The 22,860-nt window shown below is 75.4% G+C and carries 18 protein-coding genes; 13 read left to right on the top strand and 5 right to left on the bottom strand.

Features of this window, described 5'->3' with window-relative positions; genetic code table 11:
- Window positions 1-46: 46 nt before the first annotated feature.
- The gene (locus tag ACIQVZ_RS18610) at window positions 47-226 is read right to left on the bottom strand and encodes a hypothetical protein (protein WP_350881855.1); all 180 of its coding nucleotides are present in this window, start codon (window positions 224-226) and stop codon (window positions 47-49) included.
- Between the two features lie 151 nt (window positions 227-377).
- Complete coding sequence (locus tag ACIQVZ_RS18605; protein ID WP_402451168.1) at window positions 378-1,919, bottom strand: AMP-binding protein; 1,542 nt, start codon at window positions 1,917-1,919, stop codon at window positions 378-380.
- Between the two features lie 175 nt (window positions 1,920-2,094).
- Here ACIQVZ_RS18605 and ACIQVZ_RS18600 point away from each other — a divergent pair, with 175 nt between their 5' ends.
- Window positions 2,095-2,757, top strand: coding sequence for an AAA family ATPase (locus tag ACIQVZ_RS18600; protein WP_402451165.1), 663 nt, complete (start codon window positions 2,095-2,097; stop codon window positions 2,755-2,757).
- Between the two features lie 82 nt (window positions 2,758-2,839).
- On the opposite strand, the gene ACIQVZ_RS18595 is transcribed toward ACIQVZ_RS18600, so the two are convergent.
- A complete protein-coding gene (locus ACIQVZ_RS18595; protein WP_402451163.1) occupies window positions 2,840-3,790 on the bottom strand; it encodes an SDR family NAD(P)-dependent oxidoreductase in 951 nt (316 codons plus the stop codon).
- A gap of 229 nt (window positions 3,791-4,019) precedes the next feature.
- Here ACIQVZ_RS18595 and ACIQVZ_RS18590 point away from each other — a divergent pair, with 229 nt between their 5' ends.
- The 4 genes from ACIQVZ_RS18590 to ACIQVZ_RS18575 all read left to right on the top strand — a co-directional run bounded on the left by ACIQVZ_RS18590 (window position 4,020) and on the right by ACIQVZ_RS18575 (window position 8,181).
- Entirely contained in the window at window positions 4,020-4,772 is a 753-nt protein-coding gene (locus ACIQVZ_RS18590; RefSeq protein ID WP_402451161.1) for a thioesterase II family protein, read from the top strand.
- 64 nt (window positions 4,773-4,836) lie between these two features.
- On the top strand, window positions 4,837-6,141 hold the full coding sequence (locus tag ACIQVZ_RS18585) for a styrene monooxygenase/indole monooxygenase family protein (RefSeq protein ID WP_402451159.1): 1,305 nt from the start codon (window positions 4,837-4,839) through the stop codon (window positions 6,139-6,141).
- Between the two features lie 105 nt (window positions 6,142-6,246).
- Window positions 6,247-6,702 (top strand): archease, encoded by a 456-nt coding sequence (locus tag ACIQVZ_RS18580; protein WP_350881843.1) that lies wholly within the window; start codon window positions 6,247-6,249, stop codon window positions 6,700-6,702.
- A gap of 42 nt (window positions 6,703-6,744) precedes the next feature.
- Window positions 6,745-8,181, top strand: a complete 1,437-nt coding sequence (locus tag ACIQVZ_RS18575; protein WP_402451157.1) for an RtcB family protein — start codon at window positions 6,745-6,747, stop codon at window positions 8,179-8,181.
- 27 nt (window positions 8,182-8,208) lie between these two features.
- Here ACIQVZ_RS18575 and ACIQVZ_RS18570 read toward each other — a convergent pair whose 3' ends face one another.
- Together ACIQVZ_RS18570 and ACIQVZ_RS18565 are read right to left on the bottom strand one after the other, a co-directional pair.
- Window positions 8,209-9,708 (bottom strand): carboxylesterase/lipase family protein, encoded by a 1,500-nt coding sequence (locus tag ACIQVZ_RS18570; protein WP_402451155.1) that lies wholly within the window; start codon window positions 9,706-9,708, stop codon window positions 8,209-8,211.
- 395 nt (window positions 9,709-10,103) lie between these two features.
- Window positions 10,104-11,420, bottom strand: a complete 1,317-nt coding sequence (locus tag ACIQVZ_RS18565) for a hydrolytic protein (protein ID WP_402451153.1) — start codon at window positions 11,418-11,420, stop codon at window positions 10,104-10,106.
- 239 nt (window positions 11,421-11,659) lie between these two features.
- Here ACIQVZ_RS18565 and ACIQVZ_RS18560 point away from each other — a divergent pair, with 239 nt between their 5' ends.
- The 8 genes from ACIQVZ_RS18560 to ACIQVZ_RS18525 all read left to right on the top strand — a co-directional run bounded on the left by ACIQVZ_RS18560 (window position 11,660) and on the right by ACIQVZ_RS18525 (window position 21,564).
- Window positions 11,660-12,385, top strand: a complete 726-nt coding sequence (locus ACIQVZ_RS18560) for a LuxR C-terminal-related transcriptional regulator (RefSeq protein WP_371522529.1) — start codon at window positions 11,660-11,662, stop codon at window positions 12,383-12,385.
- Between the two features lie 146 nt (window positions 12,386-12,531).
- Window positions 12,532-15,795 carry a hypothetical protein gene (locus ACIQVZ_RS18555; protein WP_402451287.1) on the top strand — a complete coding sequence of 1,088 codons (3,264 nt, stop codon included), beginning with the start codon at window positions 12,532-12,534 and terminating at the stop codon, window positions 15,793-15,795.
- Window positions 15,792-16,526 (top strand): DUF4255 domain-containing protein, encoded by a 735-nt coding sequence (locus tag ACIQVZ_RS18550; RefSeq protein ID WP_402451150.1) that lies wholly within the window; start codon window positions 15,792-15,794, stop codon window positions 16,524-16,526. Before ACIQVZ_RS18555 ends, ACIQVZ_RS18550 begins: the two co-directional genes overlap by 4 nt.
- Window positions 16,523-18,709, top strand: a complete 2,187-nt coding sequence (locus tag ACIQVZ_RS18545; RefSeq protein WP_402451148.1) for an ATP-binding protein — start codon at window positions 16,523-16,525, stop codon at window positions 18,707-18,709. Before ACIQVZ_RS18550 ends, ACIQVZ_RS18545 begins: the two co-directional genes overlap by 4 nt.
- A 182-nt stretch (window positions 18,710-18,891) precedes the next feature.
- On the top strand, window positions 18,892-20,439 hold the full coding sequence (locus ACIQVZ_RS18540; RefSeq protein ID WP_402451146.1) for a phage tail sheath family protein: 1,548 nt from the start codon (window positions 18,892-18,894) through the stop codon (window positions 20,437-20,439).
- Between the two features lie 38 nt (window positions 20,440-20,477).
- Window positions 20,478-20,918 carry a phage tail protein gene (locus ACIQVZ_RS18535; protein ID WP_063346012.1) on the top strand — a complete coding sequence of 147 codons (441 nt, stop codon included), beginning with the start codon at window positions 20,478-20,480 and terminating at the stop codon, window positions 20,916-20,918.
- On the top strand, window positions 20,915-21,409 hold the full coding sequence (locus ACIQVZ_RS18530) for a hypothetical protein (protein WP_350881824.1): 495 nt from the start codon (window positions 20,915-20,917) through the stop codon (window positions 21,407-21,409). The genes ACIQVZ_RS18535 and ACIQVZ_RS18530 overlap by 4 nt, the downstream gene beginning before the upstream one ends.
- Window positions 21,406-21,564 carry a DUF6760 family protein gene (locus ACIQVZ_RS18525; protein WP_347878560.1) on the top strand — a complete coding sequence of 53 codons (159 nt, stop codon included), beginning with the start codon at window positions 21,406-21,408 and terminating at the stop codon, window positions 21,562-21,564. The genes ACIQVZ_RS18530 and ACIQVZ_RS18525 overlap by 4 nt, the downstream gene beginning before the upstream one ends.
- The last annotated feature ends 1,296 nt before the right edge of the window (window positions 21,565-22,860 follow it).

The following is a 22,860-nucleotide window of genomic DNA, read 5'->3' as shown; positions in this document are numbered from 1 at the left end:
GGCGACGGGCACCGAGGAAGCGGAGGGGCGGCGGCCGGCTGGTCCGTCAGCTGTCGCCGCCCATCCGCTGGAAGAGCCCGCTGCCTTCGGCGTCCGCGCGCGGGTCGGGTGCGTCCTCACCGGCGCGCTCGCCCCGGGCGGTGGCGGTGCAGAGGGCGAAGACGAGCACTGCACTGGCCGCGACGGCGAGGATTCCGAGTGCGGTCAGGACGCGTAGCCAGGTCAAGGAAGTGCCTCCTGGGGACGGTGCGGAGGAAGGCCGCCGGGGTTGTATCGGCAGTTCGGTCCGCACGGTCGAGTGTCCACAGGCGGTTCTTCCCGTCGTCCGCCGCGCGAGAGGTCGCCCACGCGGGCGCTCGAAGCATCAGTAGGGCGCGTCACACTCCCTCGCGCGCCCCTGTGGGAATGACGGTCCGTTCCTGCGAGGACGTGGCCAACGCCCGCAGCGCGTCGAGGTCCGGCTTCCCCGCCCCGGTCAGCGGGATCCCCGGCAGCACCAGGACGGAGTCCGGAGCGCACCGAGGCCCGACCCGCTCCCGGGCCCAGCGGCGCAGTTCCTCCGCCGTCGCCCGCGATCCCGGCCCGGTGACCACGGCCGCGTGCACCCGTTCCAGCCGGTCCGGTCCGGCCGTCGCGAACATCACCGCCTCCCGCACCTCCGGGTGCGCGCGCAGCGGCTCCTCGACGTCCCGGGGGAAGACGTTGTGCCCGTCCACGATCGCCATCGGGCGGCGCCCGGCCACCGTCAGATAGCCGGCCGCGTCCAGGCTGCCCAGATCGCCGGTGTGCAGCCAGCCGTCCCGCAGCACCCGGGCGGTCAGCTCCGGATCGCGCCAGTAGCCGACCATCGCCGTCGGGGTGCGGACGCAGATCTCCCCGGTCCGGCCCACCGGCAGCACCGTCCCCTCCTCGTCCACGATCCGCACCTCGGTGTCCGGGAACGGGCGCCCGGCCGTCGACAGCAGCCGCGGGTCCAGGTGCTCGTCCGGGCCCAGCCTCGTCACCGGCCCGCACTCCGTCAGGCTGTACGTCTGGTGCAGCACCCGGCCCAGCCGCCGCGTCGCCTCCGCCAACCGGCGCGGCGACGGCGGACAGCCGGTGTACGTGACGCGGCGCAGGCTGCCGGTGTCGGTCGCGCGCAGCAGCGGATGGTCCAGCACGCGGTAGAGCAGGTGCGGCGGCAGATACACCCGGGAGACCCGGAACCGCTCGATCGCCGCCAGCACCGCCTCGGCGGCGAAGGCCTCCTGCAACACCACCGTGCCGCCCGCCGCCAGCGCCAGATCCGCCGTCGTACCGCCGCCGTGGCACAGCTCCGTACAGAGCAGGAACGTCGAACCGGACAGCAGCGCCGGTCGCGGCGGCCGGGCGAACCGGCGCAGCACCCCCTTCGGCCGGCCCGTCGTCCCGCCGGTGAACCGCACCGCCATCACGTCCTGCGGGCGGAACCGCGGGGCCAGCGGGTCCGGCGAGCGGGACGCGGCCGCCGCCGACAGGTCCACCCCGAGCTCCGACGGCCCCAGCGCGAACAGACCCGCCGAGGGCAGCGCCCGCGCGATCCCCTCGGCGGCGGCCCGGCAGCGGGCCGGATCGAAGACCAGCGCCGACGTCCCGGCGAACCCGGCCAGCGCCACCGACTCGCCGACCGGGCCGTCCGGATGCGGCATCGCCACCCGGCACCCCAGCAGGTTCGCGGCCAACCGCACCAGCACCGCCTCCGGCCGGTTCCCGGCCAGCACCGTCACGCCGTCCCCGCGCCCGAGCCCGGCACCCGCCAGCGCCCGCGCCGTCCGGTACACCCCGTCCAGACACTCCCGGGCGGTCAGTGCCTCCTCCCCCCAGCGGATCGCCACCCGCCCGGGATCCCGCTCCAGCCCCGCCAACACCAGCCCGGTGTACGTCGGCCCCGAATCCGCCATGCTGCGGCCTCCTGTCTGATGGGACGTCAGCTTAGGGCGGGTGCGGTGGTGGAGTGGTGCGGGGGATCCCGGGGGCAGGGGCCGCTGCCGGGGCGTCCTGCCGTGCCCGGACCGGAGTGCCGTACCCGCGGCCGGGAGTTGTTAGGGTTCCCCGTCGGACAGGGACGGGGGACACGTGGGCACCAGCACGGGCACGGCCGAGGCGCCGGGCGGGCAGGGGGCCGAGGAGCGCCCGCGCGGCGTCCTCGACCTGCGGGGCGTCGCGGGGGCGGCGTTCACCGTGGGCTACCCGCCCGATGCCGTCGTGGTCGTGTCGGGCCTGCCGGGCGCGGGCAAGAGCACGCTGCTGCGGCGCTGGTCCGGGGCGGGGACGGTGCCGACCGTCGACCCGCGCGCCGTCCACGAGGCCTGCGAGGCGGTCATGCCCGCGCGCCTGCCGTACGCGGTCTACCGGCCCTGGGCCCGGCTGGAGCACGTCCGGCTGCTGCGCTCCTCCGTGCGGCGCGGCGGGCCGCTGCTGGTGCACGACTGCGGCAGCCGCGCCTGGATGCGCCGCTGGCTCGCCCGCGAGGCCGCCCGGCAGGGCCGGCAACTGCACCTGGTGCTGCTCGACGTCGGTGCCGCCACCGCGCTGGACGGCCAGCGCGCCCGGGGCCGCCACGCCTCCGCCCGGGTCTTCGCCCGCCACCGCCGGGGCCTGGACCGACTGCTCGCCGCCTTCACCCGCCACACGCGCTCCGGCACGCCGACACCGACCCCGGAAGCGGCCTCCGTCCTCCTCCTCGACACCGCCTCCCGCTCCCGCGCCACAGCCGTCCACTTCGGCCCTGCCCGGTGAGGCCCCCGGCGGAGGCGGCGACCGGGAGCAGTTCCTGAGCCGCCGGGAGCGGTGAAGTCCCCCGGCCGGAGCGGTGGTCAGGTCAGAGGAGGCCGAGGCCGGGATCCACGGCGGCGAGGCGGCAGGTGGCGTCCCAGAGGCGGTCGGCGACGGCACGGTCGGTCAGGTGGGGCTGGGCGGGTTCGAGGCGGGGGGCGCCGCGCAGGCCGAAGACGCGGGGGCCCCAGAGCTGGCCGCCCTGGGCCTGCGGGTCGAGGACGGCCCGGACGATCGGCCACGCGCCGTGGTCCTTGCCCTGGAGGAGGAGCCCGGCGGGCAGGCCGCGCAGGCCTTCGGCGACGGTCCGGGTGTGGACCGGCGGGCGGGGCGGGGTGAGCGAGTCGAGTGCGCCGCCGGGGTGCGCCAGCAGGCTGAGCACGGTGCTGCCGGCGGCGCGGAGGCGTCGGTCGAGTTCGAGGCCGAAGGTCATCTGCGCCAGTTTCGAGCGGCCGTAGGCGCGTTTGGGCCGGTAGTTTACGGCCGACTGGAGGTCGTCGAGGTCCAGTCGCTCCGAGCGGGCCGCGAAGCTGCCGACCGTCACGACGCGGCCCGCCGGTGCGGCCGTGAGCAGGGGGGCCAGCCAGCGGGTGAGCGCGACGTGCCCGAGGTGGTTGGTCGCGAACATCAGCTCGTGCCCGGCCCCGGTCTCCCGGCGCGGCGGATCGTCCAGCGCGACCCCGGCGTTGTGGACGACCGCGTCGAGGTGGTCGAGGGCGAGCCCGTCCACGGCGGCCCGCAGGGAGGGCAGGTCGGCGAGGTCCAGCGGGAGGTGGCGCACCACGGCGCCGGGGACGCGGGAGCGGATCGACGCCATGGCGGCCCCGGCCCGACCGGCGTCCCGGCTGCCGAGCACGACCGTGGCGCCCGCCCCGGCGAGCTGCTCGGCGACGAAGTAGCCGATACCGGCGTTGCCCCCGGTGACCAGGACGCTCCTCCCGGCGGCGGCCGGCGGCCGGTGAACGTCCCACGGCCGGTTGCGGGTTGTGGACGACATGCTGATGACCTCCTGGCGAATTCGGGGCCGCCGGGACACCCGCGATTCGGGCCTGCGGCCCCGCCGGCAGCCCCACGATCACAGGCCTGACCGGCAGATCACTGACAGATCGCCGTCACCGCCGGCGGGCCCCAAGATCGTCGAACCGCCGGGTTTCGGGCCCGCGTCGGGTGGGGCCCTGCGAGACTAGGGCCAGCAGAGTTCGTCACGGAGAGAGGTCCGCATCCGCATGTCCAGCAGTGCCGCCGTCGACAACCCGTGGTTCCGCCGCTTCAGTCCGTCCGACTCCGCCCCCGCCCGGATCGTGATCTTCCCCCACGCGGGCGGCTCCGCCAGCTACTACATGGAGTACGCCAACGCGCTCGCGCCCTACGCCGACGTGCTCACCGTCCAGTACCCGGGCCGTCAGAACCGCTTCGCCGAACCGGCGATCGACTCGGTGCTGGAGCTCGCCGAGCAGCTCTACCGGGAGCTGCGCGAGTGGACGGACCGGCCGCTGACCTTCTTCGGGCACAGCATGGGCGCGGCCGTCGCCTTCGAGACCGCCCGATGCTTCGCCCGCGACGGCCTCCCGGGGCCCGAGCGGCTGTTCGTCTCGGCGGGCCGCGCGCCCTCGCTGCCCCGGGAGACCGCCGTCTACCGGCTGCCGGACGACGGGCTGCTCGACACGATCGTGCGCCTCGGCGGGACGGACGAGCGGATCCTCACCATCCCGGCGCTGCGCGAGCTGATCCTGCCGGCGCTGCGGGCCGACTACACCGCCATCGAGACGTACCGCTGCGCACCGGAGGCGACCGTGCCGCAGCCGATCACCGCGCTGGTGGGGGAGACGGACCAGAACGCCACCGTCGACCAGGCCGCCCAGTGGGACCGGCACACCACCGGCGGTTTCGACCTGCGAGTCTTCCCCGGTGGGCACTTCTACGTGGCGGAGCAGACCGCGGCCGTGGTCGAGGTGCTCACCGCGCACCTGCGGGGCTGAGCGGCCGCGCCGGGGCGCAGTCGGCCCCGGTGACGCGCCCCGGCGGCTCGGCTACTGTGCCTGCGTGACGGGCCGTCAGTCGAGCCGCCGTCGGCGCCGTCAGCCGAGACCACCCACCCTGGAGGCCGCCATGCGCCGGATCGCCGTCGTCGGAGCGGGCCAGGCCGGCCTGCAGCTCGCGCTGGGGCTGGTGGCGGCCGGCTACCGGGTGACGCTGGTCGCCGAGCGCACCCCCGCGCAGGTGCGCGGTGGGCGGGTGCTGTCCACCCAGGCGATGTTCGGACCGGCGCTGCGGACCGAGGCGGCGGCCGGGCTGGACCTGTGGGCGGGGGAGGCGCCGGCGGTCCGCGCCGTCCGGTCGGTGCTCGCGGTGCCGCCCGGGGTGCGGGCGCTGGAGTTCACCATGACGCTCGACGAGCCCGCCCAGTCGGTGGACCAGCGGCTGAAACTGGCGCGCTGGCTGGAGCTGCTGGAAGAGCGCGGCGGCCGGGTCGAGTACCGCTCGCTGGACCGGGACGGCCTGTGCGAGCTCGCCCGCCGGCACGAGCTGACGGTGGTCGCGGCCGGGCGCGGCGAACTGGCCGGGGTCTTCGAACGCGACGCCGCCCGCTCGCCGTTCGACCGGCCGCAGCGGTCACTGTCCTGCCTGTACGTCCACGGGGTGGGCTCGCCGGATCCGGGCACCGAGCCGCGGGCGCGGATGCACGCGCTGCCCGGCCTGGGCGAGCTGTACCTGCAACCGGCTCTGACCCTCTCCGGCCCGTGCGCGATCCTGCTGTGGGAGGCGCTGCCCGGCGGGCCGCTGGACGCGTTCCGCGACGCCCCGGAGCCCGACGTCCAACTCGCCCGGATGCGCGCCCTGTTGCGCGAGTACCTGCCGTGGGAGGCGGAGCTGTGGGCGGACGCCGAGCCGACCGATGCCGGGGCCGGACTGTCCGGCGCCGTCACGCCGGTGGTGCGGCGGCCGGTGGCGGAGCTGGGCACGGGCGTCGACGCCGTCCACGTGCTCGGCCTCGGCGACGCGGTGGTGGTGAACGACCCGATCGCCGGCCAGGGCGCCAACAGCGCCGCGCGGGCGGCGCAGGCGTACCTGCGGGCGATCGTCGAGCACGGCGAGGCCCCCTACACCGCGGACTGGATGTGCCGCACCGCAGAGCGCTTCTGGCGGCAACACGCCCGGCACGCGGTCGAGTTCACCGCCGCGATGCTCACTGTGCCGGACCACCTACAGGGCGTGTTCGCGGCCGCCGCCGAGCACGAGGAGGTCGCCCGCCGGCTCGCCAACACCTACGCGGAGCCGAGCGACCACGCCGCCTGGCTGGCGACCCCCGACCTGACCGCCGCCTACCTCGCCTCGGTCCGCGACTAGCTAGGCCCTGTCCGACCCGCCCCGGGCGCCGTTGCGGTTGCCTCCGGGGGCCCCGCGGGACGAGGCTGGAGGGGGAAGCGTCAACGGGGGCGGGAGGCGTCGCTCGTGGACGGTCGCGGACCCGCGGGGCGTGCCGGCAGCGGCCACCGGACCGTGCCGCACACGGCGGACCTGCGGGTGGAGGCCTGGGCGCCGACGGCCGAGGGCTGCATCGGCGAGCTGGTGCACGCCGTCGTGGGCGGCTTCGCGGACCTCTCCGGCGCGCGGATCGTCGGTGAGCGCGGCTGCACCGTCCTCGCGGCGAGCGACGCGGACCTGCTCGCGGGCGTCCTGGAGGAGGTCGTCTACCGGATGGACGCCGACGGCGAACTCCCGGCCGGGCTGGCGCTCGGCCCGATCCGCGGTCTGGACGGCGCCCGGACCCTCGAGGTCCGCTTCCGGATGGCGGACGCCGCCACCGCGGCCCTGGTCGGCGCCGTGCCGAAGGCCGTCTCGCTGCACGATCTGGACCTGCGCGCCGGCCCGGACGGCTGGACCTGCCGGGTGACGGTGGACGTCTGAGCGGGTCGGGGGCGACACCGGGCGCGACGGGAACGGAACGGGGTGAGCGAAGTGGAGATCGCACTGGTCGAGGCGGGCCGCTGCCGCTGGCGGATCGAACCGCGCCCGCCGATGCGCGTGCCGGGCGTGGTCTTCGCCAGCCGCGCGCTGCTGCCGCAGGCCGCCGGGGACAAGGCGCTGGAGCAGGTGGCCAACGTGGCGACCCTGCCCGGCATCGTCCGCGCCTCCTTCGCGATGCCCGACGTGCACTGGGGCTACGGCTTCCCGATCGGTGGGGTGGCCGCGACCGACGTCGACCAGGGTGGGGTGATCTCGCCCGGCGGGGTCGGCTTCGACATCTCCTGCGGGGTCCGACTGCTGGGCGCGGGCGTCGGCCGCGACGAACTCGACCCCGAGCGGGTCACCCGCCTGATGGACCTGCTCGACCGCACCGTCCCGCGCGGCCTCGGCCGGGGCGGCCTGTGGCGGCTGTCCGGACCGGAGGAACTGGACGACCTGCTGCTCGGCGGCGCCCGCTACGCCGTCGAGCACGGCCACGGGGTGCCACGCGACCTGGAGCGCTGCGAGGACGGCGGCGTCCTGGCCGGCGCGGCCCCGGGCGAGGTCAGCACCCGCGCCGTCGAGCGCGGCCTGCACCAGGTCGGCAGCCTCGGCTCGGCCAACCACTTCCTGGAGGTCCAGGCCGTCGACCGGGTGCACGACCCGGAGACGGCGGCGGCGTTCGGCCTGCGGCCGGGCCAGGTGTGCGTCATGATCCACTGCGGCTCGCGCGGCCTCGGCCACCAGATCTGCACCGACCACGTCCACGCCATGGACCGCGACCTGGAGCGCCGGCGGATCGAGCTCCCCGACCGCCAGCTCGCCTGCACCCCGGTCGACTCGCCGCGCGGCCGCGCCTACCTGGGCGCCATGGTCGCCGCGGCCAACTACGGGCGGGCCAACCGGCAGCTGCTCTCCGAGGCGGCCCGCCGCGCCTTCGCCACCGCCCTCGGGGTCGGCCTGGAGCTGGTGTACGACGTGTCGCACAACCTCGCCAAGCTGGAGACCCACGACGTGGACGGCGTGCCGCGGCGGCTGTGCGTCCACCGCAAGGGCGCCACCAGGGCGCTGCCGCCCGGCGACCCCGGCCTGCCCGCGGACCTCCTGCGGGCCGGACAGCCGGTGCTGGTGCCCGGGACGATGGGCACCGCCTCGTACGTCATGGTCGGGCTGCCCGGCAACGAGGCCTTCGGCTCCGCCTGCCACGGGGCCGGGCGGGTGTGGAGCCGCCACCAGGCGCTGCGGACGGTGCGCGGGGAGCAGCTGCGCGGCGAACTGGAGGCGCGCGGCATCGCGGTGCGGCCGGCGTCCTGGCGGGCGCTGGCGGAGGAGACTCCCCGGGCGTACAAGGACGTCGACGCGGTGGCCGCCGCCACCGAGGCCGCCGGGCTCGCCCGGCCGGTCGCCCGCCTGGTGCCGCTGGGCGTGGTCAAGGGCTGACCCGCCCTGCGGCGGCGTTCCGGGCGGTCAGCGCAGGTCGAAGGCGGCGGGGTGGTGTCCGGCCCAGATCCGGCGGGCGGTCTGCTCGGGGTAGCGGACGGTGCGGGGGCGGGCGTCCAGGACGCGGGTGAGCTGTTCGTCGGGGTGGAAGGCGGGCCAGCCGGGATCGCCGGTGGTGGCGAAGGAGACCCAGGCCCGGTGGAGCTCGCCGGAGACCGCGACGGCCTCCGGCGAGGGGGTGTCGCCGAGGAGCTGCCGCCCGATCGGGCTGTCCAGCGTTCCGAAGGCCAGGGGGACGTCGAGGCTGTGGCAGGCGCCCAGGACCCCGCCGAGCGCGGGCAGGGCCAGCTCGAACAGGTGGGAGGTGCCGCCGGCGGCGGTGTTGGCCTCGGCGAGCTGGAACGAGGGCATCCGGAACAGGGCGTCGGAGCGGACGGCCTCCAGCAGTGCGTCCGGAGTGGCCCGCGGGTACGCGGCGCGGTAGGCGTGGGGGCCGTGCGGCTGCGGGGCGAAGAGGTCGAGCGCGGTGCGGGCGTCCTGTTCGGTGAAGGTGCCGAGGAGGCCGGCCATGACGGTGAACAGCCGGAACTCGTCGCGGGTGTGGCCGACGAGCAGGTCGATCCCGGCGGCCCGGCCGGCGGCCAGGGCGGGCCAGGGCGCTTCGGGCAGGACGTCGCCGTCGACGACCGGGCAGACCGCGAGTCCGGACTGGGCGAAGGCCCCCCAGCGCTCGCCGTGTCCGGGCAGGTCGGCGCTGAGGGCGGTGAGCTCCCCGGCGAGGCGCCAGGGGTCGACCGCGGACAGGGCGGCGGCGGTGGGCGCGGTGCCGAGCCGGCCGGCCAGTGCGGCGGTGACGTCGGCGGCCAGGGCGGGGGTGCAGTGGCTGCCCGGCACCGAGTGGGTGACGGCGCGTCGGAACAGGCCGCGCACCGACTTCATGGTGAGCAGCGCGGCGATCGAGCCGGCCCCGGCGGACTGGCCGGCGACGGTGATCTGGTCGGGGTCGCCGCCGAACGCGGCGATGTTGCGCCGGACCCACCGCAGTGCGGCGGCCTGGTCGAGCAGGCCGCGGTTGGCCGGGGCGCCGTCGAGGTGGGCGAAACCCTCGACGCCCACCCGGTAGTTGAGGCTGACCACGACGAGTCCGGCGGCGGCCAGGACCGTGGCGTCGTACATGGGGTCGTCCGAGGCCGCCGCGACGTAGCCGCCGCCGGGGATCCAGACCAGGACGGGCAGTCCGGCCGCGCCCGGGTCGGGGGTGTGGACGTTGAGCGTGAGCCAGTCAGTGCCTCCGGCCGGGCCCGCGGCCGTCGGCCCGGACTGCGGCGGGGTCGGGCCGAACCGTTCCGCCTCGCGGACGCCGTGCCAGGGTTCGGCCGGGGCGGGGGCGGCGAAGCGCAGCGCGCCCACCGGGGGCCGGGCGTACGGGACGCCCCGGAAGACGGCGTGCCGGCCGAGGAGGCGGCCGCGCAGCAGGCCTTCGGCGGTGCGCACGGTCGGGTGGGTGGGCAGGTCGTGCTCTGGCATGGGCCCCTCCTCGGTCCGACTGCTCCGACCGCCTCCAGGGTAATCGGTCGCCGACGGCCGCCGACCGGCACCCCGGACGGGCTGTCCGCCCGTTTCTGACCGACCGACCGGTCGGCGATCCTGTTTCCGGGCACGCCGGTTGACGAGGTGTCAGGCATGGGCGAAAGGGCAGGATCCACTGTACGAACGGGCCGCTCCGCTTGCCCGTTCGGGCGGATGCCCGGTGCCGGCGGGCCCTATGGCGTCCGCCGGGCTTCCGGGCGGGTGTCACTCACGTCACTCTCTGTCCCATCAAGGCCGGGTTGGTGTTAGAAACGACTACTGAACCGGCCGGTAATGTTGCACTCCATTGACAGGTGCATGGTGTGAACGGGAAGTGAGGGAGAGGTGCGGTTTCAGCGCTTGATATCGCTCAACTGCCCACTGACGTTCAGCAGTTCGTGGCACTGGGCGGCCTGCTTCCCCGAGGCGGGCGTACCCGGCTGCTGGCAGACCACGCTCGCCGTCACCGTCTGGTCCTCGGGGACCTCGATGGGAGTCACCCAGTGATAGTCCTGGTTGCGGAATGTCTCCAAGGCGATGGTCGTGATCGTCTGCTCGCCGAACTTGATGGTCAACAGCCCCTGGTCGCCCTGGAAGTTGGCGGCGACGATGTCGGTGATGCGGAAGACCTTGCCGTGGTCCACCCGGTAGGCGCCCACCGCGGAGCCGCCGGTGTTGGTGGTCACGTCCACCGTCGTGGAGAACTGCTGCTCCGTCCCCGGGACCGAGCGGCCGGAGCCGCCGCCCGAACCACCGCCGGAGCCGCCGCCCGCAGCGCCGCCCTGTTGCCCCTGACCGCTCGGAGTCGCTCCGGGGGCCGGGGCCGGCGGAGCCACGACGGGGGCCGGGGTGAACGAGGCGACCTTCTGCTCGACGGCCTTGTCCGCGGCCTGTTTCGCGGAACTGCGCACCGCCGGCCGGACCAGCGTGAGCCAGGCCAGCAGCAGCGCGATCAGCGCCGCGATGAGCGCGAGCAGCCACTTGGGCAGCAGCGCGTGCTGGACGAACTCGCCCTCCAGCACGTGTTGCCGCTCGGCCGGCTGCGGGCCGTCCGACTTGGCGGCCTCGCCCTCCTGGCCGACGGTGACCTCGAAGGGCCAGGTGGCCGGCTTGCCGAACCAGATCAACTTGCCCGCGCGCACCCGCAGCCGGGTCTCGGCGGACTCGCCCGGTGCGAGTCGCAGCCGCTCCGGGGCGAACCCGAAGCGCAACTCCTCGCCGGGCTGCGCCGGGGCGAACGTCACGACGGCAGCCGTGTTCCCGAGGTTGCGCACCGACGTCCGGTAGCGGGCGCGGAGCCAGCCCCGGCGGCGCCGGGGAGCGAGCGCGGCGCGCAGCTCCCGGAACGGCGTCACGGTGACGGTCGTCTCCGGCACGGTCACCAGTTCGGGGCGCTCGGCGGGCAACACCCGGATGCCGAGCGGGAACTCACCCGCCCGCACCTCGTGCGAGCGAGCCGGGGCGAGCCGTATCGTCACCGTCTCGGACGTCCCCGGGAAGAGCGAGAGACGGGCCGGCTCGACCGTCGTCCACGAAGCGCAGGCCCCGACCACCTCGAGCGAGTACGCCTCAACGATATCGGTGTCGTTGCGTACCGTCAGGGTCGTCGTGGCCACGTCTCCGGGCGACACCGTCAGCGCGGGAAGGCCGAGTTCGGCGGATGCGGTCATGCCGTGACGGTAGGACCGGAGGACACCCCCAGGAGAGAGCCCCGCGGGCAAGCCGCGGGCACACCCCTTGCCCGCGGGAACAACCACGCCCTGCCCGGGGCCGATGCCCCGCCCCCAGCCAGCGCTCCCCACCCCGCCCCCCCGGCAACACCCGCGGCCGGCTCCATGACATGGCGCCCGGCCGTCCTCACCATGCGTCCGGTGACGCAGACGAAGCAGAACGGAACAGTTGGATGACGATGATCGAGACCACCACCCATGAGGCCGTCGGGGCGACCAGGTCCGTCCAGGCCCGACCGCGTGGATCGGCCGAGCCCGCCGCGGTGCGCGTGAACGTGAAGCCCGGCCGGGTCCAGGTGGCGGTGTACGCGGAGGACATCATCCTGCACACGGGCGTCGTCCAGCAGCTGAGGCACCGGCCGGAGGTGGAACTGCTCGCCGAGGGCGACGTCGCGCGCGCACAGGTCTCCCTGATGGTGGTCGACGGGCTGAACGACGCCGTGACCGACCGGCTGCGCCGGCTCCGGCTCAACACGCAGAGCCGGACCGGGCTGGTCGTGGGCCACTTCGAGGCCGGCGGCCTGCAGACCATCATCGAGTGCGGCGTCGGCGCCGTGCTGCGCCGCTCGGACGCCGACCAGGACCGGCTCGTCCACCTCATCACCGCCCTGGCCAACGGCGAGGGCGTCATGCCGGGGGACCTCCTCGGCAAGCTGCTCGACCGGGTCGGCAGCCTCCAGCGCACCATGCTCGACCCGCGCGGTCTGACCCTGTCGACCCTGACCGCGCGCGAGGCGGAGATGCTCCGACTGGTCGCCGACGGCCTCGACACCAGTGAGATAGCGGCCGAGACCTCGTACTCCGAACGCACGGTCAAGAACGTGCTGCACGAGATCACCACCCGGCTGGGACTGCGCAACCGCGCCCACGCCGTCGGGTACGCGATGCGCCACGGCCTCATCTGACGACGCCGCCGGAGCGGCGGCGCCGGATTGCCCTCAGGGGCACCGGTCGCTACCCCCGGCTCGGGTGCCCGGGGCCTGTCGCCCGCGCGCCCGGGCCGGGGAGACTGCCGGACGTACCGCCTTCTCGGTCTGTGAGGTTGAGCGTGATCGGCGCCACCGGCACTCCCCGCCCCCTGCGGCGCTCGGCGCGAGCCGCCGTCGCGACGTTGCTGTCCCTGGCCGTGGCCGTGGTGACACTGGGCACCGCGAACTCCGACGGCGACGGAAGAGGCGCCGCCCCGGTGGCCGCCGGGGCCACGGCGGAGAGCGGACGGATCGTCTACGCCGGCACCGGCCACCGCAGCCTGGCGCGGCTGACCGGGCCGACGTCGAGCGCGTCGCTGTTCGGGCCCGGCCCCGTCCACTTCGACACCGAACCCTCCGCGCGCGGCGACCAGCTGGTGTTCACCAGCCTGCGGGACGGCCCGCTGCCCCAGGTCTACCTGCGCGAGGCGTCGGGCGCGGTGCGCCGGCTCACCACCGGCATGGACACCGCGGAGCCGACGCTCGCCCCGGACGGCAGGACCGTCGTGTTCGACGCGGTCGAGCCCGGCGGACGCAACGGGCAGACCCAGCGGGACCTCTGGGTGGTCAACACCGACGGCACCGGCCTGCGCAGGCTGACCGACACCGCGGACTCCGAGGCGCACCCGACGGTCTCGCCCGACGGCAAGTGGGTCGCGTACACCTGCGACGTGGACCCGGCGCACACCCAGGTCTACGTCATGCCGCTGGCCGGTGGCGCGGCGCGGCGGATCACCGCGGTGACCGCCGGCGACGCCGTCGAACCGGCGTGGAACCCGGTGGACGCGCCCGACCTGCGCGACCAGATCGTCTACACCTGGGACCAGGCCGGCCAGACCGGCCCGCAGCTGCGGGTGATCTCGCCCGAGGGCACCAACGACCGGGCGTTCTTCCCCGGCATCGGCGGCGACTGGCGGACCAGGTCCGCCGGGTGGCTGCCCGACGGCAGCGGCGTGCTCTTCCTCAGCCCCAACCGGCAGAACGCCGACCCGACGCCGTACGAGAACGTGTACCGCGCCCTGACCTGCTTCTGCGGCGGGGCTGAACTGGTGGCGAGCGAGGACCGCGCCGTCCGCACACCGGTCTGGCTCGGCCCCCAGAAGGGCGGCGGGCCCGTCGTGGACCGCAACAGCGCCGACACCCCCAACGTGGCCGACCTGTCGGACATCCGCCCCGACGGAGCGGACCCGCGCGACCTGGGCGTCAGCGTGCTCCGGGAGGACCCGGCCGCCGACACCAATACCGACCCCGCCGCCGACCCCCTGTTCAACCCCCGCCCCGGCTACGACCCGTGGTTCGAACGGCAGACCTACACGCCGGACGGCCGGCGGATCGTGCTGACCCGCTTCGAGGACTCGCCCGCAGGCCGGATCGAACGGATCTGGCAGACCGGCGCCGACGGCTCCGACCCGAAGCCGATGAACCTCGCCGGGCGCGGGCCGAAGGACTGGGACACCGACCCGGAGCTCTCGCCCGACGGCCGCCTGATGGCCTTCACCCGGACCTCGCCCGGCGGCGTCGGGGCTGCCTCCGGCCCCGGACGGGTGCTGATCGCGGACGTGTCGACCGGCGCGATCGTCGGCACCGTCGAACCGACCAACGGCCAGCCGGCCGCGTCCATGGCCCAGCCCTCGTGGTCCCCGGACGGCAAGCTGATCGCCTACACCAGGACCGAGGTCGTCAACGGCAACGGCGGCAACAAGCACGTGTGGACCGTGCCCGCCGACGCCCTCGACCGGCCCACCGACCTCAGCCGTAAGGCCTGCCCGGACGCCTGCGCCGTCATCGACGACAGCCCCGCGTTCTCGCCCGACGGCCGGCGCGTCGCCTTCAACCGCAAGACCGGCGACGGCGGGCTCAACCAGCGCAACGGAGTCCTCGTCAGCTCGGCGACCGGCGACGGCTGCACGGTGGTCCTGCCCACCGGACTGAGCCAGGACCGGAACGCCTGCCGCCGCCCGCTGCCGGACACCTCCGCCACCGGCCCGTTCCAGCCCCGCGACGTCGCCTGGACGGCGGACGGCGGGCAGCTGGTGCTGACCTCCCGCCGGGCCCTGCCGGCGAACTCGCCGGAGGCGCTGCAGAGCTACGACTTCGCGACCGGCCGGCTCACCTCCGTCAATTCCAGGCTGCCGGGGCGGCAGAAGGAGCCGAGCGTCCAGCAGTCCGTCGACCTGTCGCTGAGCGCGCCGGCCGCCACCATCCCGATGCAGATCGGGGGCTCCACCACCGTGGCCATCACCGTCACCAACCACGGCCCGGCGCCCTCGCCCGGCACCGCGTTCACCGTGTCCGTGCCGACGGGCGCCCGGCTCACCGGGCTGAAGGCCACGGCCGGCACCTGCGCCGCCGACGCCCTCCGGTGCGAACTCGGCACCCTGGCCCCGGGCGCGGTCGTCCAGGTGACCGCCACCGTCGTCGGCACCGTGGCCGGCGACCAGCGGTTCGGCTGGTGGGTGACCGGGGCGGTGGTCGACCCGAAGCCCGAGGACAACACCGCGCAGACGGTCGTACCCGTCCAGGCCGCGTCGCCGTCCCCGAGCCCGTCTCCGACCCCGACCCCGACCCCGACTGCCTCGCCGACACCGACCCAGACCCAGACCCAGACCCCGACCCCGGCGCCGCCCGTCTCCTCACCGCCGGCCCCGCCGCCACCGCCGCCCGCCCCGGCCCCCGCACCGCAGCCGGCGCCGCCCGCGCCGAAGGCCGGACCGGCCGTGACGGTCGGAGCCCAGCCGAACCCCGGGTACGTCGGCGGCCGGGTCACCGTCACCTACACCGTGCGCAACGACGGCCAGGCCCTCGCCACCGGACTGCGCGTCTCGCTCGGCCTGCCCGCCGGCGTCCCCACCGGGCCGATGCCCCCCGGCTGCACCGGCGGCGTCTGCGACGTGGCCGACCTGCCCCCGGGCGGCAGCGCCGTCGTGCAGGTGGTGCTCGCCCCCGAGGCGACCCTGGACACCACCATCACCTCCGTCCTGACCACCACCGGCACGGACGCCGACCCGGGCGACCACGTCGCGCGGACCCCGCTGCGCATCCTCCAGCCCCGCATCGTCGCGGTGCCGCCGATCGGCAAGCCCGGCTTTGTGACCTCCGTCCGCGGCGTGGACTTCCCGCCCGGCACACCGGTGACCCTCACCTGGACGCCCGGCATCACCGCCGCCGCGGCACCCACCGTCCCCAAAGCCGACGGCACCTTCGCGGGCCAGCTGCTCATCCTCGCCAAGGACGAGACCGGCCCCCGGACCATCACCGCGAGCGGCCCCGGCTTCTCCCCGGTGACCACCCCCTTCCTCGTGGTGGCCGGCAGCGTCGGCCCGCCGGGGGAGGTGCAGCGGCGGTGATCCACGAAGTCGACGAGGCGCTGCGGCTCCTGCTCGTCGAGAGCGGCCTCCAGGAACGCGGGATCGAGCTGGTCTTCGACTCGCCGACCCGGGACTGGGCCGCCCGGCGCAACGCCCCCACCGTCAGCGTCTTCCTCTACGGCATCCGCGAGGACGTGTCCCGCCGCCAGGCCGGCGCCGCCGAGCAGCACGACGCCGACGGCGTGGTCGTGGCCTGGCGCAGCGCGCCCCGCTGGTTCGAACTGGCCTACCTGGTGACGGCGTGGACCAACCGGGCCCAGGACGAGCACCGGCTGCTGTCGGAGGTGCTCCGCTGCCTGACGGCCGCCGACGCGCTGCCCGCCCGCCTGCTCACCGGAACGCTCGCCGAACTCGGGCTCACCGTCGGGCTGGAGACCGCCGGGCGCAGCGAGGGCATGCCGTCGGTGTCCGACGTGTGGTCGGCCCTCGGCGGCGAGCTGAAGCCCTCGATCGACCTCAGGGTGCTCGCCCCGCTGTCCGGCCAGCGGGCCCAGGCGGGGCCGCCGGTCACCGACGGGCTCGTGCTGCGCGCCGTCGACAAGGGCGGAGAGGATGGCGAGAGCGGCGACGACACCCCGGAGGCCACGGCCGACCCGGGCCGCCGGCTGCGCTACGAGGGCGGCACGGACCCCGGCGCGGACGGCTTCGCCGCGCCCCGGGAACGCCGGCTGCCGCCCGGCCGCAGACGGCGCGGCGGTGCGCCGCGATGACCCTCGACCTCGAACCGGCGGCCACCAGCGGGCCCGCCGCGGACCTGGACGACCTGTGGGAGCGGCTGAGCCGCCTCGAACAGCGGATCCGGGCCGCCGTCCGCGAGCGCAGGGCCGACGACCCGGACCCGGACGACCCGTACCGGGGCCAGTACCTCACCCCGGAGGCGGCGGAACGGATCCTCGCGGCGCCCGCCGCGACGGGCCGGGCCGGCGCCGACCTCGGGGAACCACCGCCGCCACCGCCCGGATCGAGGACCGAACGGCTCGTCGACGGCTTCGGACTGCTCCCGCTGGACCTCGAACTCCTGCTGGTGGCACTCGCCCCCGACCTCGACACCCGCTTCGAACGGCTCTACGGGTACCTCAACGACGACCTGACCCTGCGCCGGCCGACCATCGGGCTCGCGCTCGAACTGTGCGGGCTGTCCGGGGCGGGCGCCGGCCGGTTCCGCTTCTCGGCCCAGGCCCCGCTGATCGCCGGCGGCCTGCTGGAGGTCACCGAACCGGAGCGCCCGCTGCTCTCCCGGGGCCTGCGCCTGCCCGACCGGGTGACGGCCCATCTGCTCGGCTCGGACGAACCCGACGGCACGCTGCGCGGGCTCGTCCGCGTCGGCCGGTCCGGTGCTGGCACCCCGCCGCAGGCCGCGCGCCGGCTGCGCGCCACCGTGGCCAACGGCGGCGGACTGGTGCACCTGCTGGACCGGGGCGGCAACGCCGGACGGCTCGCGGTCGACGCCCTCGCGGGCCTCGGCCGCCGGGCCCTGGTCGTCGACGTCACCACGCTCGCCGCCCGCCCCCCGGAGGCCGTGGTCCGGGCGCTCGCCCGGGAGGCGCGGCTGAGCGGCAGCGGTGTGGTGCTGGGCCCGCTGGAGCGGCTCGAACCCGAACGCCCGGAGCGAGCCGGGCTGTTGCGCGAGCTGTGCGCGGAACTCGCCGAGGTGCCGCTGCTCGTGCACGGGTCGCGCCCGTGGGATCCGACGTGGGCGCAGGAGAGCCCGGTGGTGCTCGTGGCCCCGCCGCTGGACCCGGCGCAGCGCGCCGAGCGCTGGGCGCACGCGCTGGGCGGGGCTTCGCACGAGCCTTCGGGTGGGTTTTCGGGCGAACCCGGGGAAGACCGTGCGGACGGCCCTGGGGAAGGCCCTGGGGAAGGCCCTGGAGAAGGGCCGTACGAGGGCGTGCTGAGAGCCGAGTTGGCCGAGGCCGTCGCCCCGTACCAGCTGGACGAGGACCAGGTGGTCAGGGCCGCCGGGGTCGCGACCAGGACGGCCGCCGCCGAACACCGCCCGGTGACCGCCGACGACCTGCGGGCCGCCGTACGGGCGCAGAACGGGGCGGGGCTCGCCCGCCTCGCCCGCCGGATCGAGCCCGCCGTCGGGTGGGACGACCTGGTGCTGCCCGAGCCCACCGCGCGCCAGCTGCACGAGCTCGCGCTACGCGCCAGGCACCGCGACCAGGTGCTCGGCCAGTGGCGGATGCGGCCGGGCGGAGGGCGCGGGCGCGGGGTGATCGCGCTGTTCGCGGGGGAGTCGGGCACCGGGAAGACCATGTCGGCCGAGGTGGTCGCCGCCGAACTCGGCATGGAGCTGTACGTCGTGGACCTGTCCACCGTCGTGGACAAGTACATCGGCGAGACGGAGAAGAACCTGGAGCGGATCTTCACCGAGGCCTCGCACGTGAACGCCGTCCTGCTGTTCGACGAGGCCGACGCGATCTTCGGCAAGCGGTCGCAGGTCAAGGACGCCCACGACCGCCACGCCAACGTGGAGTCGGCGTACCTGTTGCAGCGGATGGAGTCCTTCGACGGGATCGCCGTGCTGACGACCAACCTGCGCGCCAACCTCGACGAGGCGTTCACCCGGCGGCTGGACGTCATCGCGGAGTTCCCGGTGCCGGACGAGGAACAGCGGCACGCCCTGTGGGAGCGCTGCCTGGGCCCGCGGATCCCCCGCGGCGACGACCTCGACCTGGCGTTCTGCGCACGGCACTTCGAACTCGCCGGCGGCTCCATCCGGGCCTGTGCGGTGACCGCGGCCTACCTGGCCGCCGAGACGGGCCGCCCGCTGGGCATGGCGGAGCTGGTGTTCGCGGTCGAGCGGGAGTACCGCAAGCTCGGCCGGCTCGTCCTGGAGAGCGAGTTCGGGCCGTGGTCGCGTGCCTCCGGGGGCACCGGGCGGGCCTGAGCGCGCGGCCGGGCCGGTGCCGGGCCGCGGGCCGGCGCGACGACGGCGGGTCGGCAAGTGCCCGCCGGGGTGCCCGCCGGGGCAGCGGCTCTGCCCCTGGTCCGGGACCTGCGGACATGTCGCGGGCGGCGGCCCGGCAGCAGACTCGGTGGCGAATGATCGGCCACCCCGAAGGAGCGAGCATGCCGTCGTACCTCACCCCGGGCGTGTACGTGGAGGAGGTCCAGTCCGGTGCCCGGCCGATCGAGGGTGTCGGCACGGCCGTCGCCGCCCTCGTCGGCTTCGCCCAGACCGGCCCCTTCCACGAGCCCACCCTGGTGACCAACTGGGACCAGTACGTCCAGCAGTTCGGCGGCTTCTCCGAAGGCACCTACCTGCCCCACGCCGTCTACGGCTTCTTCGCCAACGGCGGCGGCGCCGTCTACGTCGTGCGGATCGGCGAGCCCGGCGGCGACACGGCCGGCGGCTGGCCGCCGGCCGCCCGATCGGCGCCCGCGCCCACCGCCCACGCCGGCTTCCTGTTCACGGCCCTGCCCGCCGGGGGCGCCGACCTGACCGTCGAGATCGCCGACGTCGAGGGCGACAACGTTCCCGACGACCGGTTCCGGCTGGTGGTCCGCAAGGGCGCCGAGGTCGCCGAGACGTACGACGTCTCGACCCGCAAGAACACCAAGGGCTACGTCGTCACCCAGCTGCGCGAGTCCAAGCTCGTCGCGGTCAGCGAGCAGCCGGGCACCGCGCCGAGCCGCCCGGAGCGCCAGACGCTCGCCCTCGCCGCAGCCCCCGCGCCCGGGCCGGTCGCCCCCGCCGCCACGACCCGGATCAGCCCCGCCGAGTACGTCGGCGACGCCTCGGCCCGCACCGGGTTCTCCGGCCTGGAGGCGATCGACGAGATCACCATGGTCGCGGTGCCCGACCTGATGAGCGCCTACCAGCGCGGGGACATCGACGCCGAGGGCGTGCGGACCGTCCAGCTCGCGGTGATGTCGCACTGCGAGCAGATGGGCGACCGGATCGCCGTCCTGGACGCCCCGCCCGGGCTGAGCGCCCAGCAGGTGCGCAACTGGCGCAACAACGAGGCGGGCTTCGACTCCCGCTACGCGGCCCTGTACTACCCGTGGATCAAGGTGTTCGACCCGGCGACCGGCCGCAACACGATGGTCCCCCCGAGCGGGCACGCCGCCGGGGTGTGGGCGCGCAGCGACGCCGAGCGCGGCGTGCACAAGGCGCCGGCCAACGAGGTCATCCGCGGCGCGGTGGACCTGGAGATCCGCCTCAGCAAGGGCGAGCAGGACCTGCTGAACCCGATCGGCGTCAACTGCGTGCGGGCCTTCCCCGGGCGCGGCATCCGGATCTGGGGCGCCCGGACCCTCTCCTCGGACCCGGCGTGGCGCTACCTCAACGTGCGGCGGCTCTTCAACTACCTGGAGGAGTCCATCCTCCTGGGGACCCAGTGGGTGGTGTTCGAGCCCAACGACGACCGGCTGTGGTCCAGCATCCGCCGCAACATCACGGCGTTCCTGACCGAGGAATGGCGACGCGGGGCGCTGTTCGGCGCCACGGCCGCGGAGGCGTTCTACGTCAAGTGCGACCGTGAGAACAACCCGCAGGAGTCCATCGACCTCGGGCAGGTGGTGTGCGAGATCGGGGTCGCTCCGGTGAAGCCCGCCGAGTTCGTGGTGTTCCGGCTCTCCCAGTTCTCGGACAGCACGAGCCTCGTCAACGAGTGACCAGCAGGCCAGCACAGACCGGAAGGTGACAGGAAGTCATGGCTGAAGGCGATCCGCTCTCCACACACATATTCGGCGTCCAACTCGGCGGCTACAACGTCGAGTCGGTCAAGGAGATCAGCAACCTGACCGTCGACCAGGACGTCGTCGAGTACAAGCAGGTGACCCAGCAGGGCAAGCTGATCGTCCGCAAACAGCCCGGCGCGCGGCTCCCGGGCGAGGTGACGATCACCCGCGGGCTCGACAAGAGCGGGGCGTTCACCAAGTGGATCAACGAGACCCTCAACAACGGCGCGATCAACACCGCGCGCCAGAACCTCACCATCGAGGTCAAGGACACCACCGGCGCCACCCTCCGGCGGATCCAGCTGATGAACGCCTGGGCCAGCCGGTGGGAGGGCCCCACCCTCACCGCCGGTGAGTCCAGCGCCGCGACCGAGACGGTGACCATCGTGTTCGAGGAGATCACCGTCGAATGAGACGACGGATCAGCCTCGACGAACTCCTGGAGCAGGCTCCGTCAGCCGCCCCCGCTCCCGCCGCGGCCCCGGCCCCGCAGGCCGCCGCGCCGCAGCGGGGGCGGGGCCCCCAGGGGCACGGGCTGCACACGGAGTTCGAGTTCGAGCTCCCGCGCGGGTACCTGGACGACGAGGGCACCCTGCACCGGCACGGCGCCATGCGCCTGGCCACCGCGCGGGACGAACTCATGCCCCAGATCGACTTGCGGGTCAAGGAGAACCCGGCGTACCTGAGCGTCGTGCTGCTCAGCCACGTGATCACCCGGCTCGGCACCGTCACCGACGTGCACGCCGGCGTCGTCGAGCAGATGTACGCCACCGACGTCGCGTTCCTCCAGGACTTCTACCAGCGGATCAACAGCGAGGGCCACACCCGCGCCGCGGTGACCTGCCCGCACTGCGACGGCTCCTTCGAGGTCGACCTCGCTGGTGGGCGCCTGGGGGAATGGTGACGTACGCGACCACCCGGCTGTACGAGGAGGTCGCGTACATCGCCTACCACTTCCACTGGCAGCGGGAGGACATCCTCGACCTGTCCCACCAGGAACGCCGCGCGTGGGTGCGGGAGATCGCGCGGATCAACACCCGCGTCAACGAAGGCGGGTGAGCGCGGGATGGGGATTCGGGACCGGCTCGGGCGCCGGAAGGCCGGCGGGCCGGGCGAGGCGGGCGCTTCGGGCGCCCCGGGTGCTACGGGTGCCTCAGGTGCTACGGGCGGCACGGGTGACGCGGCTCCCTCGCCCCGGGCCGACGCGCCCGCCCCGGACGGTGGTTGGCGCGCGGTCGCGCCCCTGACCCCGACCCTCGCGGGGGCGGCGGGCGGGGTCAGCGACGGCCTGCGGTTCCGCTCCCGGCTCGCCTCCTGGCAGAACCCCTCGCTGACCGGCGCGCTCGGGCACGCGGTCCTGCCGTCCGCCCCGGCGGGCATCCTGCGGGCGGTGGCACGGCCCCCCGGACCGGCGGTCTCCGCCGGGGCGGACGGGCCCGTGCTGCCGTACGCCGCAGCGGCGGTGGCGCCGTCGGCGGCTGCGGATCCGGCCTCGGACTCGGTCCTGGCTTCGGCGGGGGACGGGCCGGGCGCGACAGGTGGGCTCGGTCGGGTGCGGCAGGTGCAGAGGTCGGGCGCCGCGGTGCGACGGCTGCCCGTACGGGCGGTGGCCGCCGAGGGCGGCGCCGCCCCTGCCCCCGCCCCTGCCCCTGCCCCTGCCTCTGCTCATGGTTCCGAGGTGCCGCCTGCCGGGCACGCCGTGCCTGCCCGGCCGGTCCCGGCGCGCCGCGTCGGGAAGCCGCTGACCGCCGCGCCCCGCCCCCGGTCGTTGCCGACACGCGCGGTGGCCGTGATCCCGCCCCGGCCGGTGCAGCGTGCCGCGAGCGCGGCGACGGTGGAACGTTCCGCTGCCGTCGCGCCGGTGGAGCGTCCCGAGGGCGCGAGGCCGGTGGAGCCTGCCGAGGGCGCGAAGCCGGTGGAGCAGTCCGCCGACGTTGCTCCGCCCGTCGTGGAGCCGGGTGCCACCGCGCGGCCGTCCGAGACCTCGGAACCAGCCCCGGTGCGGCCGACCGACACCCCGACCCCGCACACCGGCGACGCCGTGCAGCGTGCCGCGAGGGGAGGCAGCGCGAGGGGAGGCGCCGCACCGGGCCGACCCGTGCTCGGCGCCCCGCTGACCTCGCTGCCCGCCAGCGCCTCGCCACGGCTCAACGCCGACGGTGCGGCAGGCCTCGGGCCCGTACCCGGCCCCGGGGCCGGGCAGGGGCCGATGCCGATCGTCTCCCCGCCCGCGCAGCCGACCGCTCCGGCGGGGAGCGGGTCGGACGGCGAGGAACCGTCGGCACCGGGCAGTCCGGCGCGCTCGGCTCGCTCTGCCCGCCCCGAGCCCGGACGGCGCGGGGACGCTCCCGTACA

Origin of the sequence: Kitasatospora sp. NPDC098663 (assembly GCF_044760075.1) — a bacterium.
Taxonomy (GTDB): Bacteria; Actinomycetota; Actinomycetes; order Streptomycetales; family Streptomycetaceae; genus Kitasatospora.
The sequence above is the reverse complement of the archived record's forward strand: the minus strand, read 5'-3'. Positions and strand labels throughout refer to the sequence as shown.